This window comes from Flavobacterium sp. UBA7663 (genome assembly GCF_002483315.1).
Classification (GTDB): domain Bacteria; phylum Bacteroidota; class Bacteroidia; order Flavobacteriales; family Flavobacteriaceae; genus Flavobacterium.
Map to the genome: position 1 here is coordinate 127,204 of NZ_DLHR01000006.1, position 18,996 is coordinate 146,199.

Sequence of the window (18,996 nt, forward strand, 5' to 3'; positions counted from 1 at the left end):
TAATGTTTTTTTTCTAAAAGAATTGTATTTGTTTTTATAGTGTTTATTATCATAAAACAAATAAAAGAAATAGCTTAAAGTATTTTATACTAAGCCTTAATTTGCATGTTTTCAATTTGTCTTATTGATAAATTTAATTCCCTGAATAAAAGATTTTGATTAATAAACTTCAAAATTTTTAATTTTTTATCCTGATTTAAACTAATAGAATCTTTATCTATTTCACTTAAAATAGAATTATCAAATAATATTGTATTGACTTCAACCAATGAAATACTACTTAATTTTAAGACGGGTAATTCACTCAATAAAATTCTTTCAACTAATTTATTATTCTTTTGAAACGATCTAAAATATCTTCTAAAATAAGCCGCTAACTCTTCTCCTCCTGATTCTACTAATTCAACAATCTTGAATAATGTATTATCTAAACCAGTTATGTAATCATCAAAATTTTTACTCGTAGCAGTACAATTCCTAAAATCTAATTGATCATTATAAACTTTAGTAATCTTACATGAATTATCAAAAAATGTGTTAGCATTAAATTGGCAGTTTAAAAATCTATTATAATTTTCAATTACACTATTAGTGAAGTAAAAATCAGAAAGATCTAGTTTTAGATTTAATATCTCAGGAACATCAACCAAATGGAAATTATTAAGTGCATGAAAACTTTCACTATTGAAATTTCCAACAGAAAACAATTCTATGATGATGGATCTGGTATTTATTTTAACATCTTTTAATTCGTTTATAAAAATAAACAAATTGCTTACAGCTTTATTTATTAGAGACTTATGATTTTGATTAGTCTGTAAGTTGTTAATTTCACTAATTAATACTTTAAAATAAAATATTAATTGCTCCCAAGACATTTCGCTTTTTTCTATTTTATTCTTTAATCCAACAAAAATTGCAGAATTATAAATCAAACCACTCGAAATCATTGTTAAAAATGAATCGTTTAAAGTAAATGAATTAGGATTTATTAATTTTGAATACAATGCATTTACTCGGAATACATGATTGTAAAAATCAAATCTAAATCGATACCTATCATCAATAGAACAGAAGAAAGGATTATCTTTTAAACTTTCCTCAATATTTTTAAGCATAAAAGATGCTTCTATTTTTTTTAGTAATAAATCAATATCTTCAAGATGAAAATAACCATTTTTCTCTATAGCTAATAAACTCAACAACTTTACATATTCATCTGTTTTCAGTTTAAAACCATGCTTTTCTTTTTTTGCAATTTCCCTATCTATAATTTTATAAAATAGATAATCATTACTATAATTTTTTATCAAAATTTCAGAATCATATCTATGCTGTAATAAATTATAATCAAAGTCATTATCAACAATGGTGCAAATAATTTCTAATATGAATGGAGAATAAATATAGTCTTTCTCGTCTTCAGAGTGATGATCAAAAAAATGATTTAACAATTGTAATGAGTCAGTAACCTTTTTTTGATTATTGCTAAAATTTTTATTAAAATATTCCTCTGCTAATTGTTTGTTGAATTTCAAAAGTTTGTAGTAATTGTGCTTTTGAAATAATGAATCTTGTGATTTTATCAATTCATCAATGTATATATCCCTACAACTAATAATTAATTTTCCTTTGCCTAATGTTTCTTCAAGCTGATTTAAATCAATAATAAAATCAAGTAAACTAAAGTTTGGCAAAGTTGAGATAATCTCATCAATCCCGTCAATGATTACTGTAATGTTTCCAAAAGCGAAATTTGATTTTAAGGTGTTAACATCAACCCCTCCAAATTGAATATTAGAGATTTCAAAAATTGTTTGCAAATTAAATTTTGATGTTTCAACATTTCCTCTTTTTTGAATAAAGTCTATATATGTTTGTGTATTTAAAAATATCACTAAATGATTATCAAAATTTTGTAATATTTCATCGTGAATTTTTTCACAGACTGTTGTTTTTCCATCACCACCACCTCCTGTAATAAACGAAACTGTCGTGTCTTCATTTTTAAGCCAGTTAATAATATCATCCAATGTTTCATCATCATTTTTTAATCTAAAAATTGGAGAAATAAAAACTTCTTCTAACAATCTGTTCTCTATATCTTTTCTAATATTTTTCAAACATTTGTCATATAGGTATTCATCAATAAAACTTACTTTATTCTTAGGAAATTTTTCTTGGATATAACGTAAACGTAAATCTGTTGTTTGATTATAATCTTTAGGCAATAAAATTGTTAAGTTGGTTGAATATCCATCTGAGTAATCCGATTTAAATTTACTTAAAACATCATTCCTCTTGTAGTCGTGACTAAAAATTAGAAAATTAATAACAGAATTGTCATAGGTGAAATTATATAAGCAAAAGCTTTCGACATCCTCAAAACTTTTAAATGCATGTGTAGGAAATAAGCTTCTAAGTACATTCTCAATATCTTTAAAACTATATTTTAAATTTTGCTTTGGTTTTAAATAGTCTAATATTAGTTTTTCTATTTTACTTGTGTTTGATAAAGATACTGATCTAGGGTTTTTATATTTTTTTTCGAAAATTTTATTACTAAAGTTTGTAAAATTTAGTAGAATTGGCTTAATTTCATACTCTTTTAAGTAATTAAAAATTTTACAAGTTGGCTCTTTTGAATCTAAATTATCCTGAATAATTTTAGGAGAAACAACAACAATAGCGTTTTTTATAAAGTCTAATTTACTAGTGTCTTTAAGCACTATAATGTTGTCAACAAAATTAGACTTCCTATCTTTTGCTTTTTGTAAAAGTGCAGCACTTGTGGTTACAACATTATACCCTAACTTTGAAATAATTTGAGAAAGTTCATAAGTGTTGTCCAATTCTTCTTTGTCAAAGGTTAACGCTATATACTCAAGTGTGTTATTTGAAAATATATCTATATCAAACAAAACAGATTCTATCTTTCTATTAACTTCAAAAACTTTTAACTTATCTTCTTCATTGTATAAGTGTTGATAAAGTGTACTTAAATCAATAATATTCTTATCAAAATCAAATGAAAAACGATTATCAACAATTTGAAGTAAATCTTGTTTGGTTTTATTATTAAGTCTTTTTTTGGGAGTCAAAAATAAAAAAAACAACTCTGTTGCCTTTTCATAATGTTTATATTTTAAGACTTGCTCAATAGTATGTTTTATTTTTTCAGGCGAAAAAGTTGAGCTAATTTGAAACATAACTTTATTTTCAAAATCAATTCCATCAATGCCTGGAAAATTTTTATCAATTAAATTAGTGTTTTCTAATTTGTAATTATATGCCAAATTAATAACCTCCAACAATGGAGTTTCTAGAAGAATATTTAAACTCTGATCATTTACACTGTTTTCAAATTCTATTTTACTTCTTATTAATCCTAAATTAGTGTTTAATTTATCGTTGAGATTACGTAAAGTTGTCATTACAAAAGGTTTTTAAATCAATTGATTGATAATAAATTGATAATTCATCAACAAACCTATGCGTAACCATTAAATAAATCAATACGTGTTTTTACTTAATTTTATTTCTTAGTAAGGAAAATCTTAAAATAAGATTGCATTCTATAATTCATCCAATCGAATTGCATTTATCTTTAAAGCGTATAAAACAACACCAAGAAAATTTTTAGCTTTTGTTTTTTCCATCATCCGATTTTTATGCTTTTCTACAGTGCGTTGACTTATACATAATTTATCTCCCATTTCTTTACTACTCATTTCAACACAAGCTAATTTAATAATCTCAATTTCTCTAGAACTCAAAGTTAATTGAATTGATAAATCTCCGTTATACTGAACCTTTTTTTCCCACAAAATAGCTTCGCGTATAACTGCTCCTAACTCAATATCAAAATAATAATCTTGCTCAACTACTTTTTTTATTGCACTTTCTAGAAGTTCAGGTGATGAATTCTTTGTAAAAAAACCGTTAGCTCCACACTCCATTACTTTGTGTATAGCTTCTTTAGAAGTTAATTGAGATAAAATCAATATTTTAATTTTTGGGTTAATTGAATGCAATCGTTTGCATACTTCATAACCATCAATTATAGGCATTTGAATATCTAACAATAATACATCAACTTCCTCATTAGAAGCATATTTTAAAAACTCCAATCCATCATCAGTATCAAAAACAATTTCTAATTCATCAAATGTTGATAATAATAGAGCTAAACTTTTTCTAAAAAGTTGATGATCATCAACTATGGCAACTTTAATCATATTTTTTAGGCAAATAAATTATAAAATGATTCCCCTCAGCAACTTCACATTGCTCTAATCTTGCTCCTATACTACTCAATCGCGATTGTATATTTTGCAATCCGGAACCTTTCGATTGTGAATAACTATATTTAAAATCAAACGATACCCCGTCATCAACAATTTCTATACGTATTTGTTCAGCCGTTTCATAAATATCCAATTTACATTCAGTTATGGAGCCATATTTCAACATATTAGATGTAAACTCTTGAACCACTCTAAACAATTCATATCCAATAGCAGTACTAACTACAAAGTCTTCTAAATGTTGTTGTAAAATAAAATTTTTAACTGTAGATTTACTTAAGGTTTCAAAATAATCCTTAACAGCCATAATAAAACCTCCATTCTCTAATAATGGCGGCATAAGCTTATAAGAAATCAATCGAGTATTTTCAATGGTTTGCTCTAATGCTAATTTTGTTTCTTCTAACAAAGACTGATTTTCATTATCTGTAATTTTACGTGACAATAATAAAAAATAGTTTCTAATGGCACTCAAATCACTCTGCACACTATCATGTAGATCCTTTGCAATTCGTTGACGTTCTTTTTTCTCACTCTCCAATGCAGTTTTTAAAAGTAATTCTGTTTCTTTTTGCTTCATCTTAGCAAAATGTCGTTGATAAAACAATACCATAAACAAAAGTCCAAATGCCAAAAACAACATTACAAATGTCCCAGTCCAAAACACTACATTTATTTCACTCGAGCTTTCCATATACCAATAATCAATAACGAACGTAAAACTAAGTTTAAAATTATATTTAAAAGCCAATAATATTGAAAATTTGATTTATCAATATTATAAATTGTGCTGGACATTAAAAATAAATATACTGTTCCACAATAATAAATTATTAAACCAGAAATAAAATAAAAATTAGAATTCTTTAATAGATTATCTACTTCTAAACTTCTAAACATTTTTCTAAACCATAAAATAGAAAAAGTTAAAACAACTATAGTTTGAAATATATTAAAATATGAATTTAAATCTAAAAAATTAAAATCAATCCACAAGCTAAAGGTTAAAACAACTAATAATCCAAAAACACCACAAAACAATAAAAAAATAAACTTGTAAGCCTTGTTCAACAAATAATAAAAAAAATAATGCAGACTCAAAAAAGCTAATATTTTATATATTAAATACCATTTTTCGAAACTAATTTTTAAAATAATAGTCCCTAAAAACTCATATAAACTAGCAATTAGAACTGTTAAAATAAAAGGATAGATTTCTTTTAATCCAGTTAAGTTCTTTTTAATAATTTGGTAGAAAATGAAAGGTAGGGTACCGTATAAAATCGTAAAAATCAACAAAATTTTCATAAAAAAAGTAGGCAATTTTTATACCTACTTTGCAAATTTAATTATTTATTCATTAGACTCGTCTCAATTGGACAAATTGGTGGGCAAACCGCCAAGTCATCATAAATAATTCCATCATCTAATATTTCTTTTCCATCTACATCAACACCAATCAAAACTAAACTAATTCTTTGCTTTTCTTCATCATAACCATTATATATTCTAAGTCCTACACAACCATCTTGCTTCATAATGTCTTCTATATTTTTTGAACCTATAAACGAAGAATTAATTTCCCCATTATATTTTGTATCAAATGCAATAACTAGTTTTTTTGCATGCTCTAATGTTATAATACCACCTGTATTCTCATCTAATTTCATATTAAATATTTTAAAGTTATATGGTCAAAATTAAAGACATTGAAAGAGTTGTAAAATGTGTGTTTTTACTACATTTTATAAGTATTTATACGTAATTCAGAGGATTAAAACACGTTAAACAAAAAATTTTACAAGAAAATACATCAAAAAAGATAATACAGATAGGTATTTATACGTAATGTAACTTTTGGTTTAAATAAAAAATTTGTAGAAAAGCAAAATTTTAGAATAAAAACAATTTTGATTTCCAAAAACACAAACAATAATTAAACTAAAATTTAAGTAAAAACACGTATTGCCATATCACTTAGTAAATCATAATTTTAAAAAAAATTAAACACAAAATAGTATGCTAAACTTACTTCAAAATTTATACACCGAAGAGCACAGCTTTAAAGAGGCCGCTCATGATTTCACAACAAAAGATGGCGACATCCTAGGTTCAGACAAAATTAGTGGTTTAGAAATCAGATTATCTCATGTCATTATTAAAGATAATAAAACAGCTAAAATTTTCCCATTCCCAGGATTAGCTAAAATTTATTTTCTAACACTAGTGGTGTCAGATGTAGAAAATCAAATCATTAATTTAGAACTAAAAGGTTTTGAAAAAGTAGATGATGGTGATGCTTTGTCAATTGATAAAACAATTTTCTATTGGAAGCAAACGAAAAAAGAAAAAGTTCCATCGCAAGTCCATGTAATGACATCAATTATAAAATCGAAACAAAGCTTGAGAGATGTAGCTAAAATAATGGAGAACATAAAAAACGATAGCGATTACAAAGACTTGGCGGGTAAACTAGCAGAGTTCATTAAAGATGCCAATCAATTCTCAAATATTACAAATTTAATTGGTACTGTTTCTTCAATAGTTGGAAAACATCTCGGCAAGGTTGAAGACAAACCATTTCTAACATGGTATCAAAGTTTTACCGATATTGATGGGGATTGGGACAAATTAGGTAAAACTTACAAACACGCAGAAAATAAATATGCAGCCATGGATTTATCAATTACTATTAGAGATAAAAAAAGAGATTAAAAATAATACATAAACACTGTATTATACATTTAAAAAGTAAAAAGATAAAAGAAAAGCATTATTTATTTTGATTTTAAAATACTTATTGTCTTTCCAAAGTCTTTCTTTAGATGCAAAAAAAGTCATCAAGTACTTATGAATATTTTTTATAAAAGCCTGAAAGTGAATTACTGAAATTTGTTAAAAAATGTAATACATCAACCAAAATAGTAATGGGATAAAGTCCATAAAAATGATATATTAACTTAATGAAAATATAAAATATGAAAAGTAAATTTTTATTACTGACATTGACAATATCTATTTTGATTATGAATTTAGTACAAGCTCAAAACGGTATGCCAGATAAATTTTCAAAAAGGAATAAAGACATTTTATCCCTTAACGCTATTGTTGCTGATAAGTCATATTATTCTCAAGCAATATTAGAATATCAAATAGTAAAGAAACTAATTGACAGGTATAGTGTTACAAATAAAGTAATTGAAAGTTCAAATGGTAAAATTGATGAATTCAAAAATGTAGTGATATTAGGCAATATTGATCCTTCAGATTTCGATTATTTAGGAGTAAAACCATGTAATTATCGACTTCCTGAAAAAATAGAAGATTTAAAAAGCGGTTTTCAATTTAGACATTATTTGTTTAAAGGAGAAAACAAAACGGCTTTAGAAGCTTTTGGAATCATTAATAATGAATTTAGTAAAGAAGACTTATATGTTGTTATAGACTACATCCAATACCAAGATTGTGGTTGCGATGCATTACCAAAAATCAGGTATGCAGTTGGTATACGCTCAGAATTTAAAATTTCGGGAATGAATCTTAATAAAGATAAAAACAAAGATTCTGAAGTCAAAAATCTAAACATTGAGAAGTTAGCTGCTAATGTGGAATTTGGAAGATTAAAAGTTGATATATCAATGAAGACTATAGGTATAACAGGAAAACTTGCTAGACTTAATATTCCTACTAATACATCATTCAACGTTCAAACATATGGTGAATATACAAAAGTAATTGATTTTATTAGAAATTCAATTGACCAATCAAGTGACACCACAGCCATCTTTATTCAACCAGAAATAATTCCCGTCATGGATGAATACAGAACCTCTATTTCAGAAATTAATACAGCATATTTTGATGAACTTTTTGAAATAAAAAAAAGGTACAAAAAATATTCTAAAAAACTTAAAGAATCAGAAGAAGATAAAATGAGTTCAAAAATAGATAGTATTTTGAAACTTTCACTTTATCAAGAGGTTGTAGAAAAAAATTGGAATAGAGAACAGCTGACGAACATAGACAGATTGATGAAAAATTTAAAAAAATATGAAAAAATTCTTCTATTCGTTTCAAAACCCGCAGAATTTGAAAGTAATAAAAATGCTAATATGGAAAGTCATAGTTCTACATCAGAAATATATAAATCACTGAGAGATAAATACAATGATGCTATAGTACTTATCTATGAAGGAAAAAAATCAGATGCTATTAATAAACTTCAAGAAATTAGAACAGAGAAACATAATTATGGAAATGCTTATGAAATATTGAATTTACTTTCTATTGAAACTGATGATAAAAAAATATTCTCAAAAATAGTAAATGAATATACATGGCTTATAGATATAGAAACACTTAACAAACTAAAAACAAAACTTTAAAAGATAAAACTGCATATAAAATTACTATGGTAATTACTCCAAAAAATGCAACAAAAAGAGTAAGGATTACAGGAATTCCTCCCATAATTTAATTATCATGAATTCAAGAATAAAAATATCAATCTGTAAAAAAATCAAAAGAAGCATTATATATTACTTTTCTTCATTAATGAGCTTTATTTTTTCACCAAATAAATTCATATTACTCAACGGTTACCAAATAATTATTTTTACAGCAATCTTTATTTTTATTACAGTGATGCTATCTATTTCTAATTAAATTACGTGTTTTTACGTATTGTTTTTATAATTAAAATAAATTTTATTTGAAAACTAACTATAAATCTAAGCAGTATAAATTTAATGATATTTACTATTTATGGGTAATGCAATAACACCGCAACACAATACTAAAATTTGACAAACAACTATGGCGACAATTCACTTTTTAAATGTACTTGAAGGAGACTGCAATATCATACAACACGACTCAGGACGTATTACAGTTATGGATATAAGTAATGCCTATAATGATGAAGACACTGATGAAGAAAAAGCTGTAAAATCTTCAAAAGAAAGAGAAGAAATGATAAATAGAACTCACGTTCCATCTAATAAGACAAACTATAACCAAAAGAAAGAACCCGATAATCCAATTGATTATTTAAAAACCAAACTAAAAGTTAGTAGTATTTTTAGATTTATTATTTCTCATCCAGATATGGATCACTTGGATGGAATTAAAGATTTATATGATGAATTTGAAGTTGTAAATACTTGGGATACTGACAATGATAAAGATATTGACCTCAATAATTTTTTTGGTGGATACAACAAAGAAGATTGGAAATTTTATAAAAATTTGAGAGCAGGTAAAAACACAGAGACCAAGCGTTTAACATATTTTTCAAAACAAAGTAATCAATATTATAATGAAGACGACATTACTATTTTATGTCCAACTGCTGAACTTGTAAAAAATGGCAACGACACAGAAGACTACAATGATGCTTCTTATGCTATATTATTTACACCACCAAAAAAGGACGGTGGAAAGTGGAAGATACTATTAGCGGGCGACACTCACGATGATTCATGGGATTATATACTGAAAAATCACAAAAGTGAAGTTTCTAATATTGACATCTTGCTTGCACCACATCACGGAAGAGATTCAAGTAGAAACTATGACTTTTTAGATACTCTTAATCCAAAAGTTACATTATTTGGAAATGCGAGTTCTGAACACTTGGCATACACTAAATATCCAAAAATAAGAATTACTAATAATCAGGCTGGTTATGTTATTTTAGATACCTCTCCTGACTATTTGAAAGTTTATGTGAAAAATTTTGAGTTTGCAAGAGATTTTAGAACCAAACAAGGTTGGAACGAACCAAAATATAATTCAAAACATAAAGCATATTTTCTTTTTTTATATGAAGCAAAATAGACATAACAATGAATACCTACTATTTTAAAGCAAGACTTTTTCCAACGGTATTGACTTCAATACCTGCAATAATATTATACAACAGGTTTGTATCTTCATTATATCACGAAAAACTTGAAAATATTTTTTTGGTGCTTCCGACAATTACCGACATAATATTATCATCAGCCATTGTTTTTTTGCTTGTTCAAGGAAATCGCTTTTTATCCAAAGAAATATTTCAAAAACTTTATTTTAAAGACGAAATAAATATGCCAACAACAAATTTGTTGCTAAAATCAAATTATGAGCTTGAGACAAGTATCAAACAAAAAATTGAAGATAAAATCAAAAATAAATTTGGAATAAATTTACTCTCGGAAACAAATGAATCAGTAGATGCCTTAAGAGCAAGAAAACTAATAGTAACGGCTGTTTCTCAAATCAGAAATATTTTAAGAGATAATTCACTTTTGTTACAGCACAATATTGAATACGGATTTTTTAGAAATTTAATTGGTGGCTCATTTTTAGCTTTTGTAATTTCAGTGATTATTCTTATTCATTCATATTGTTACTGCAACCTAACAACAAGAAATTTGGGTTGGATTCTTGCTGTTGCATATTTTCTTCCAATATTGTTTAGCAAACTTATTATAGACAGATACGGAAAGTATTACGCTAAAATTTTATATGAACAATTTTTGACAATTGATTAAAAGCAATAGATATAACAACATAAAATACAAAGCCAACATCACGACAAAAAACAAAAACGACAAAATTTAAAAAATGGGACTTAAACCGTACGACAGAAAAATAAGCCAAATATTCAATAACATTCAATATGATGTTGATTTTTACCAAAGAGAATATAAATGGAATGACGAACTTGAATATAAACCTGTTTCCTCATTGCTCAAAGATATTTTTTACAGATTTGACCTTGAAAAATACAATCCAAATCAAGAGATTAATCAAGAAAGCACAGACAAACTTGAATGGTACTATCTAAATACTTTTATGACAAACCTTATCAAAGGGAAAAAGTACATTGTTGACGGACAACAAAGACTTACCACTTTGACATTGGTTTCAATTGGGCTTTATCATTTGGCGATAAAGCATAAACTTGAACAGCATATAATTGACGCATTAAAAAACTCAATAGTAGGTGTAACCGAATTTGGTAAAACGTTTTGGATGGGCTTCAAAGACAGAAAAGATGCACTTGAAGATATTTTAGATAATAGCAAAGACTTTACAAAAAGGAAAGATGATAACATTATTTCTGAAAGAAATATTTATAAAAACTATTTAGTCATACTAAACAGTTTGGACGCAAAATTCGCTACACCACATAAATTACAAACATTCATTTCTTATTTCAGACATAGAGTTTACCTTATAGAAATTGAAATTGATAAGGATAAAGATGTGGCAATGGTTTTTGAGGTAATTAACGACAGAGGTGTTCCGTTAAAACCTTATGAAATTTTAAAGGGTAAAATATTAAGTCAAATTGATATAGCTGACAGAGAAAAGTACATTGAAATTTGGGAAACTCAAATCGAAAAAATCGAAAAAAATGGTGAAAATGAAATCGATGAATTTTTTGGATTTTATTTTAGAAGTAAGTTTTCAGACAACGCAGAACAGTACAGTAAACTTGACAAGACAAGATATCACAAAACCATTTTTCTTGACGAATACGAATTGAAAATAGGTTTAAAAAACAATGAAGAAAAGGCAAGATACTTTGTAGAAAAAACTTTACCCTACTTTTCAGATGTTTATGTTGAAATGCTAAAGTACTATAATGATTATTACAAAGACTTTGAATTTATTTATTTCAATAAATTGAATGATATGGACGGACAATTTGTTTTGACTTTATCGTCAATTGAATTGGACGACAAAATGCGAAATGAAAAACTTAAATTAATGCCAAAATATTTTGACAAATTTTTCAGTTTACTAAACTTGACCAATAGTTATAAATCAAATGAATTTAATACAAATGTTATTTCTCTTTCCATTGCTATTAGAAACGCATCAATAGATTTAGCAAAGGCCAGTTTTGACAATCAACTTCTTACAGCAGTTAAAAAGAAGTATGATAGAGAAACATTAGATGAAGCGTTCAAATATGAATTTTTCAAAAATGTTGGTTACAATGACTTTGGAAGAACTTTTCTAAGATATTATTTTGCAAGAATTGACCATTTTATTAGTGATTTTTCAAATGAAAGTGAGTATGGAAGTTATTATCAACTTGTTTCACAATCGCAAGGTGGCAATGTTTATCATATTGAACATATAATTACTAATCACGAAGACAACCTAAAGTTATTCGTAGATGAAGAAGAGTTTAATTTTCAAAGAAATAGACTTGGAGGACTTTTACTTTTAAAAGGCAAAGACAATCAATCTTCCGGAGACGAGCTTTACTCAGAAAAATTAAAAACATATAATGTTGTAGGTACATATTATGCAAGAACATTGCTGCCAGATATGTACCATAAGAAAGTAACTTTTGCAAAGTTTGTCAAAGACAACAACTTAAACTTCAAGCCATATCTAACTTACGGAAAAGAAGAAATTGAAGAACGACATACTTTACTTTATGAATTGACAAAAAGAATATGGGAATAAGTCCGAACCCTAACATCAGCTGTTTGCTGTAATATTCAGAAAAATCGCAATAAAAAGAAACTTACAGAATAAAATTACAATATTTATAATTAATCTAAAACATCTTAAAATATGGGGGAATGGTCTAAAAAAATCGGGGAACAAGGAGAAGATATTGTAAAATATTTTTTTGAGGAACTAATTGGTTACAGAAACTCATACAGAACAAATATCACAATAGATTGTAATCATAGTGATGACCACAAAAAGAAAGGCTCTGAAAAAAGATTAACTCATGGTGTTGATGGATTGGTTTCTTACAAATCGCCATTATTTGATGAATTATTAGAAATAGGAATTATTTCATCTAAATATACTTTTGATAAATATCCAAACAAACCAAAAGAAAAGTTCAAAGACTTTTTTGTTGAACTTGCTTTCACTATGAAATGTTTTCTTCATTCTCCAAATTACAGAGAAATTAACTCTGCCACCTCAAATGTTTCTGACACTACAATTACTGGAGTTTTGTTTTATTTGTCAAATAACGAAGAATCTAGAAGTCAGAATTTAGTTGAAGAAATCGCTGATACATCTTTTCAAAGCTATAATCTTTCTTACGATAAAATTTTAGTAGTCGATAATTCGAGAATGGAATTTCTTTTCAACTTAATCCAACCAATAAAAAATAGTTTTGGAAATGATAATTACGATTTTATTTATCCAAAAACAGGAATGAATAATTCGATGACGCAAAATAATAGTTTTGGCAAAAAATTACCTTTACAATACTTTTGTTCAAATATAATTCCAATACGAATAAAACAGGGAAGTAACACAATATTATTTATTGGTACTAGAGATAAATTTGATGAAAATGATTTATTAAAATTAATTGGATTATCAAAAGAGTTTAACCATTTAGAAGCTACAACTAAAACAATGATAAGCTTTCCGGACTATAATAAGTTATCACATAACGAAACAGTAAAAAAAGTTTTAGCTCAACTTGAAAGTGTGAATTACTCAGACCAGATAGAAGTAGTTAAACATGATTTTGATTTTAGAAACGTATAGAAATTATGGCAGTAGAACAAGAACAAATTAAAGATTTTTTGCCAATTGGTGAGCAATTACGAGCAATGATTTCACAATCATTTTTGACAGCTAAACATCTTAAAGATTTATTAAATGATCAAGGTGTTTTCATTGACGAAAACGATAAGAATAAATCTATTCCTATCCTAATGTCAACCATTTTAAGTCCGAAAGAGTTTGAAAGGCTTGTAGAAAATCAAACTACTAAGGAAGAAAAATTTAAAACAAATACATTGACAATTCCATGTAAAACTGAAAAAAAGTTACTTGAAATTATCCCTCCAAGTTTTTCGTTAAACAAAATAATTGGTGAAAATCTAGTTTACAAACCAAACTATAAAGTAAAGGGAAATCCTCAATTTGAATTGGTCGAAAACAATCCAAACAGGATTCAATTATCATATGAAATTGAAAGAGATAATAAAACAAAAGATTGGGTTCAAACTAAAACTACTCATAAAGCGTTGATAACAATCGAGAAAAAATCAGATTCAGGAATTAATCTTATCTTAACTAAAAATCATACATCCAAAGAAACAAATGAAATAAATGAAATGCTTCTTAAGAACTTGAAAAATAACTTTAAAGATGCAAAAGTAGTTAAAGAAGAAGAAGATTTTGTTAGAATACTTTTCAAAGATTTTGATAATAAGAATCGAATTCAATTCTTCTATAGTTTTACATCACCTTCAATAAGTAGAAATTTGGAGTTTGTTGAAATTAGTGACATCAATGTGCAATTAGATGAAAACGTAAATTCACCTCTGGAAATTAAAGACTTCATCTCTGGAATAAAAAATTTGAAAATAAATGGTTCTGAACTTCAAGAACATATTTTTATAACAAACCAATCATTTCATGATAAAATTATTTTTTCGTCAATTTCACTTAAGTATAAATTTGATATGATTGGCACAGGAGTAAAAGGCATTTGTATTGTAGATTTCTCTTTTCCTGAATATGTAAATAAACAGAAAGTTATCTCAGAGTTTCAATTCGATTTAACCATAATTCCTGATAAAGAATGTAGAGATTTTATAAACTTCAACAAGTTGAATAATGATATTTCAAAAATATTTGAGAATTATAAACTTGAGCAATTTGAAAAGTACAAACTGAAAGGCGAAGAATAAAATACTACTGTTTACTAAATGGCTGGTTTTATTTTCCTTAGCTGGAAAATAAAACCAGCCGAAAATTCACATATCTTTACAACAAAGCGGTAAATTTAGAAACCAAAAATTGCGATAGAAACCTGAAACCGCCACGACTAAAATAAACTAAAATATAAAAAATGAATATTCAAGATTTAGAAAAGATTTTAAACCAAATAGCAGAAAGCAAAAACATAGAAATATCTGATATCATCGAAAAAATGTCTGATTATGCTGAATTACGTTATAGTAATTGCATCGAAGAAAATGACAGAAAAATTATTGATACTGTAAAAACTAAAATTCTGAAAGGATTATATAAAATGCCAAATCATAGCTATGTAACAAGCAAACCAAATTACAAAGAAAAGTTTAAATTGGATAATTTGGAAAATGAAAAAGTAACACATGCCGTAAATGAACTTTATTCAGAAGGATTAATCGATGGCAATGAAAATTATGCAGAGTTAACAAAAAATGGAATATTAGAAGTTAAAATATTAACTGGGTATCTTTAAAAAAAATTACTGCTGGTAATTACCGTTTAGCAATATGGTGGGTTTTGGCTTCCTTAATCCGCCACATCGCATAGAGGCCAAACATTAGGCGTTATACTATGAGCGACACCGCGAACAATCAACAAATGAACGAATGAGACAATCATTACTTGATCTTATAGAAAAAACAATTGTTTACCAATATGACTTGCCGAATACAACAGCAGGAATAGCAAAAACTATTGTTTCAGTTGATAATGACCAATGTTTCAAATCAATAGACAATAACAAATTCACCGAAATTATTTACAACTCCATTTTAGAATATTCATTTAACGAATTTGAAATTGAAAACAAAGACTATGACAAATTACATTATATAGCCTTACAAAAAAGATTAAAATACAACCCAGATTTAGACCTTGATCAAAAAGTAAAGTATGGTTTTTTAGGTGAAGTAATTTTGTTTAGTGTTTTGTATGTATTATTTAAGTCACAACCTTTAATAGCAAGAGGATACTTTTACAATCCATTAGAAAATTCTGAAACAAAAGGTTATGATTCTTACCATTTGATTGAAAACAACAATCAAACGGAACTTTGGTTTGGAGAAGTTAAATTTCATAAAAACTATAAAACTGGAATCGATAGTATATTTAAAAATATTAATAAAGCTATTTCGGACGATTATTTGAAAACAAATGTATTTGCAATTTCAAATCAAATTAATAATCTCCATTATAAAGGGTCTAAAATTGAAACAGTCATAAAAGATTGGGAAGAAAACCCATATTTATCAATAATTGATGAGCTTAAGCAACATAATATGAAACTGATTTATCCAGTAATGTTATTGTACGAAGAAGACGATTTAGGATATGATGATAGTATTAAAAATATCCCAAAATATATTCAGGAAAAATACACAGCGAATACATTCAGTATAACTGTTGACTATTCTATTTTTTTTATTTTGGTTCCAATCAAAGACGTTAAAGCAATTAAAGAAGAAGTAATCAAATGGATAGAATTGAAGAAACCACTAATGTCTTAAGACAAATCAACAAATTCAATTCAAAAGAAATATCTGACGATATTCTTATTAAATCCGTATGCGATTATTTCAACGAAATAAAAAATGACACATTAAATCAATCTGACTTAAAATTTCTAAAGTATATTTCAAATGTGGTAGGAATACCGCATTATTTTGACATATTGAACAGCCAATTCAATCAAGAAACAGAAATAGAAGAATATAATTTAAATACTTTTTCCTCATTACTTTACGAAAGTACTTTACATACAAATGAGAACTTAAAAGTCCATAAATATCAAATGAAAATTATGGATTTATTTCAAATAGGGAAATTGAACCGATATTTTTTATCTGCAAGTACTTCGTTTGGTAAAACACATATTGTTTTTGAAATAATTAAAAAAATGAACTACGAAAACGTAGTTTTAATTTTTCCAACCATTGCTTTACTTTCCGAAAATTTGGAGAAATTAATATCTGATGACAACTATGAATATTTTAGAAGCAAATATAAAATTCATACTTTAAGTGAGGTAACTGAATTTGAAGAAAATAATTTATTTATTTATACACCTGAACGGTTTTTGTCTTTCAAAGAGAAAAATCCAACAAACATAACATTTAATTTCGCCTTTATTGATGAGATTTATAAAATTGACAACGAATATTTACTTGATGAAGAAGTAAAAGAAAATGAAAGAGATGTTGCATATCGTTTGTCTGTATTTTATGCTTTGGAGATCAATGTTGATGTTTTATTAGCTGGTCCATATATCGATTTTTATGATTCTCAAAAAACAGGATATAATTCTTCATTTGACAAATTTCTTAGCCAAAACCAAATTGAATTAATAAATTTCAATCAGTATGAAATTGTAAGCAAATCATATGAAGATATTAAGACTAAAAAGCATATTGACGTTGATAAATTTTTAGAATTTGATTTCGAGACCAGCAGAAAGACGGATAGACTAATTGAAATAATCAAAAAAATCAATGAAATCAATGAAAATACAATCGTTTATTGTTCAACAAGAAATTACACAGAGACATACGCTAAAACACTTTTAGAATCAGATGTTTTCAATAATCATTCAGACAATGATTATTCAGACTTTATTAAACATATATCTAAAAATTTCAGCAAAGATTGGACAATAATAAAAGCATTGCAAAAGGGAATTGGTATTCACCACGGTTTAATACCAAAGTATATTCAAAAAGAGATTATCTCACTATTTAATTCAGGTCAATTAAAAGTTTTATTGTCAACAACAACAATTACAGAAGGTGTTAATACTTCTGCGAAAAATCTTATTGTACTTCACAGTAAAAAAGGAGATAAAGAACTCAAGAAATTTGATGCCAAAAATATTGCTGGAAGAGCAGGACGTTTTTTATATCATTATTCTGGAAGAGTTATAGTTCTTCAAAATGACTTTATGAAAGCAATTGAATCAGAACCAGAAGGAATCAAACATAAAAACTATGACTTACAAGCTCCGAAAGACGAAATAGATTTGTTTTATTCAAAGGATGAGTTTCTTTCACAAGCCGACCAAGATAGAAAAACAGATATAAAAGCAGAGCAAGAAAAAAGAGGAATTCCAGATGAAATATTCAACTTATATAAAGTTGTAAGTCGGCTTGATAAGATTACAATTTATGATGAAATTAAGAAACTTAATACTTCGGAAATTGAAACCATAAATGCACTAATTAGAAAAATACAATACAAAATGGATATTGACAATGATGGATTTCAAACCATTCTTAAAGTCATTTTTCCAATTGTAAAAAGTGAAAAGCTAAAATTCTTAATATCAGAAACAGATAAAAACGGGCAATTTTCAATTCTTACTCATTTATTACACTTTTATTTAGTTGGTGGATTTATGAGTTCGGTAACTTTTAAAATTGCTCAAGGTAAGACAATTGACAAGTCTATTTCAGAAACTGCTGAATTTGTTTACAACACTTTAAAATATCAAGTAGTAAAATATCTTGGGGTTTTTAATATTATGTTTCGTTTCATTCAATCCCAGCAGAATAACAAAACATTTGAAGATGTAACAGGTATTGATAGACTTTTATTAAAACTTGAATATAATGCTTTGACAGAAAACGGACGAATTGCAAGTGATTATGGAGTGCCTTCAAGTGTTTTAGAATATTACGAAAACGAAGAAAAATCGAAAGACACTAAAGCTAATTTTGACAATTACGAAATGAAAATATTTGACAGAATAGAAACAATTATTAACGGAACAGATAAAAGCACAAACGAATAGAAGTAGTTTGGAGAAGTGTAGGTTCAGTACTTAATTGAATTTCTGTTTTCAAAAAAAATTAGCACTAAAACAAACTTAAATACATCTAAATAAAAAACAATCCATTAATTAAGTATTTTATAACAGAATCAAGAATCTAATACATTTTTTGAAATATTA

The 18,996-nt window shown here is 26.7% G+C and carries 15 protein-coding genes; 10 read left to right on the top strand and 5 right to left on the bottom strand.

The genetic code is table 11. The features are described from left to right. Positions 1 to 89 precede the first annotated feature (89 nt). The 5 genes from B2741_RS01180 to B2741_RS01200 all read right to left on the bottom strand — a co-directional run bounded on the left by B2741_RS01180 (position 90) and on the right by B2741_RS01200 (position 5,977). Entirely contained in the window at positions 90 to 3,434 is a 3,345-nt protein-coding gene (locus B2741_RS01180; protein WP_291134665.1) for an SMEK domain-containing protein, read from the bottom strand. Positions 3,435 to 3,575: 141 nt separating this feature from the next. Then, complete coding sequence (locus B2741_RS01185; protein ID WP_291134668.1) at positions 3,576 to 4,238, bottom strand: response regulator transcription factor; 663 nt, start codon at positions 4,236 to 4,238, stop codon at positions 3,576 to 3,578. After that, positions 4,231 to 4,887 carry a sensor histidine kinase gene (locus B2741_RS01190; RefSeq protein WP_291134670.1) on the bottom strand — a complete coding sequence of 219 codons (657 nt, stop codon included), beginning with the start codon at positions 4,885 to 4,887 and terminating at the stop codon, positions 4,231 to 4,233. Before B2741_RS01190 ends, B2741_RS01185 begins: the two co-directional genes overlap by 8 nt. 92 nt (positions 4,888 to 4,979) lie before the next feature. Continuing rightward, entirely contained in the window at positions 4,980 to 5,615 is a 636-nt protein-coding gene (locus tag B2741_RS01195; RefSeq protein ID WP_291134672.1) for a hypothetical protein, read from the bottom strand. A gap of 41 nt (positions 5,616 to 5,656) precedes the next feature. Continuing rightward, on the bottom strand, positions 5,657 to 5,977 hold the full coding sequence (locus B2741_RS01200) for a hypothetical protein (protein ID WP_291134674.1): 321 nt from the start codon (positions 5,975 to 5,977) through the stop codon (positions 5,657 to 5,659). Positions 5,978 to 6,326: 349 nt separating this feature from the next. On the opposite strand from B2741_RS01200, the gene B2741_RS01205 reads away from it, so the two are divergent. The 10 genes from B2741_RS01205 to B2741_RS01250 all read left to right on the top strand — a co-directional run bounded on the left by B2741_RS01205 (position 6,327) and on the right by B2741_RS01250 (position 18,837). Then, positions 6,327 to 7,022: a hypothetical protein gene (locus B2741_RS01205; RefSeq protein ID WP_291134676.1), complete on the top strand. Its 696-nt coding sequence runs from the start codon at positions 6,327 to 6,329 to the stop codon at positions 7,020 to 7,022. A gap of 263 nt (positions 7,023 to 7,285) precedes the next feature. After that, positions 7,286 to 8,692, top strand: coding sequence for a hypothetical protein (locus B2741_RS01210; RefSeq protein WP_291134678.1), 1,407 nt, complete (start codon positions 7,286 to 7,288; stop codon positions 8,690 to 8,692). A 430-nt stretch (positions 8,693 to 9,122) separates the two neighbouring features. Continuing rightward, complete coding sequence (locus tag B2741_RS01215; protein ID WP_291134680.1) at positions 9,123 to 10,145, top strand: hypothetical protein; 1,023 nt, start codon at positions 9,123 to 9,125, stop codon at positions 10,143 to 10,145. Between the two features lie 8 nt (positions 10,146 to 10,153). Continuing rightward, entirely contained in the window at positions 10,154 to 10,843 is a 690-nt protein-coding gene (locus B2741_RS01220) for a hypothetical protein (RefSeq protein WP_291134682.1), read from the top strand. A 73-nt stretch (positions 10,844 to 10,916) separates the two neighbouring features. Then, positions 10,917 to 12,779 (top strand): DUF262 domain-containing protein, encoded by a 1,863-nt coding sequence (locus B2741_RS01225; protein WP_291134684.1) that lies wholly within the window; start codon positions 10,917 to 10,919, stop codon positions 12,777 to 12,779. 111 nt (positions 12,780 to 12,890) lie between these two features. Next, the gene (gene gapS4a, locus B2741_RS01230) at positions 12,891 to 13,835 is read left to right on the top strand and encodes a GapS4a family protein (RefSeq protein ID WP_291134686.1); all 945 of its coding nucleotides are present in this window, start codon (positions 12,891 to 12,893) and stop codon (positions 13,833 to 13,835) included. A 5-nt stretch (positions 13,836 to 13,840) separates the two neighbouring features. Continuing rightward, positions 13,841 to 14,989, top strand: a complete 1,149-nt coding sequence (gapS4b, locus tag B2741_RS01235) for a GapS4b family protein (RefSeq protein ID WP_291134688.1) — start codon at positions 13,841 to 13,843, stop codon at positions 14,987 to 14,989. 161 nt (positions 14,990 to 15,150) lie between these two features. After that, complete coding sequence (locus tag B2741_RS01240; protein ID WP_291134690.1) at positions 15,151 to 15,528, top strand: hypothetical protein; 378 nt, start codon at positions 15,151 to 15,153, stop codon at positions 15,526 to 15,528. Between the two features lie 133 nt (positions 15,529 to 15,661). Further along, positions 15,662 to 16,561, top strand: a complete 900-nt coding sequence (locus tag B2741_RS01245) for a HamA C-terminal domain-containing protein (protein ID WP_291134692.1) — start codon at positions 15,662 to 15,664, stop codon at positions 16,559 to 16,561. Beyond that, positions 16,528 to 18,837: a helicase-related protein gene (locus B2741_RS01250; protein WP_291134694.1), complete on the top strand. Its 2,310-nt coding sequence runs from the start codon at positions 16,528 to 16,530 to the stop codon at positions 18,835 to 18,837. Before B2741_RS01245 ends, B2741_RS01250 begins: the two co-directional genes overlap by 34 nt. The last annotated feature ends 159 nt before the right edge of the window (positions 18,838 to 18,996 follow it).

What these genes read in the sequence shown, in the direction of transcription:
- B2741_RS01180 (WP_291134665.1), bottom strand. Translation starts at nt 3,434, where the DNA reads ATGACAACTTTACGTAATCTCAACGATAAATTAAACACTAATTTAGGA.
- B2741_RS01185 (WP_291134668.1), bottom strand. Translation starts at nt 4,238, where the DNA reads ATGATTAAAGTTGCCATAGTTGATGATCATCAACTTTTTAGAAAAAGT.
- B2741_RS01190 (WP_291134670.1), bottom strand. Translation starts at nt 4,887, where the DNA reads ATGAAGCAAAAAGAAACAGAATTACTTTTAAAAACTGCATTGGAGAGT.
- B2741_RS01195 (WP_291134672.1), bottom strand. Translation starts at nt 5,615, where the DNA reads ATGAAAATTTTGTTGATTTTTACGATTTTATACGGTACCCTACCTTTC.
- B2741_RS01200 (WP_291134674.1), bottom strand. Translation starts at nt 5,977, where the DNA reads ATGAAATTAGATGAGAATACAGGTGGTATTATAACATTAGAGCATGCA.
- B2741_RS01205 (WP_291134676.1), top strand. Translation starts at nt 6,327, where the DNA reads ATGCTAAACTTACTTCAAAATTTATACACCGAAGAGCACAGCTTTAAA.
- B2741_RS01210 (WP_291134678.1), top strand. Translation starts at nt 7,286, where the DNA reads ATGAAAAGTAAATTTTTATTACTGACATTGACAATATCTATTTTGATT.
- B2741_RS01215 (WP_291134680.1), top strand. Translation starts at nt 9,123, where the DNA reads ATGGCGACAATTCACTTTTTAAATGTACTTGAAGGAGACTGCAATATC.
- B2741_RS01220 (WP_291134682.1), top strand. Translation starts at nt 10,154, where the DNA reads ATGAATACCTACTATTTTAAAGCAAGACTTTTTCCAACGGTATTGACT.
- B2741_RS01225 (WP_291134684.1), top strand. Translation starts at nt 10,917, where the DNA reads ATGGGACTTAAACCGTACGACAGAAAAATAAGCCAAATATTCAATAAC.
- gapS4a (WP_291134686.1), top strand. Translation starts at nt 12,891, where the DNA reads ATGGGGGAATGGTCTAAAAAAATCGGGGAACAAGGAGAAGATATTGTA.
- gapS4b (WP_291134688.1), top strand. Translation starts at nt 13,841, where the DNA reads ATGGCAGTAGAACAAGAACAAATTAAAGATTTTTTGCCAATTGGTGAG.
- B2741_RS01240 (WP_291134690.1), top strand. Translation starts at nt 15,151, where the DNA reads ATGAATATTCAAGATTTAGAAAAGATTTTAAACCAAATAGCAGAAAGC.
- B2741_RS01245 (WP_291134692.1), top strand. Translation starts at nt 15,662, where the DNA reads ATGAGACAATCATTACTTGATCTTATAGAAAAAACAATTGTTTACCAA.
- B2741_RS01250 (WP_291134694.1), top strand. Translation starts at nt 16,528, where the DNA reads ATGGATAGAATTGAAGAAACCACTAATGTCTTAAGACAAATCAACAAA.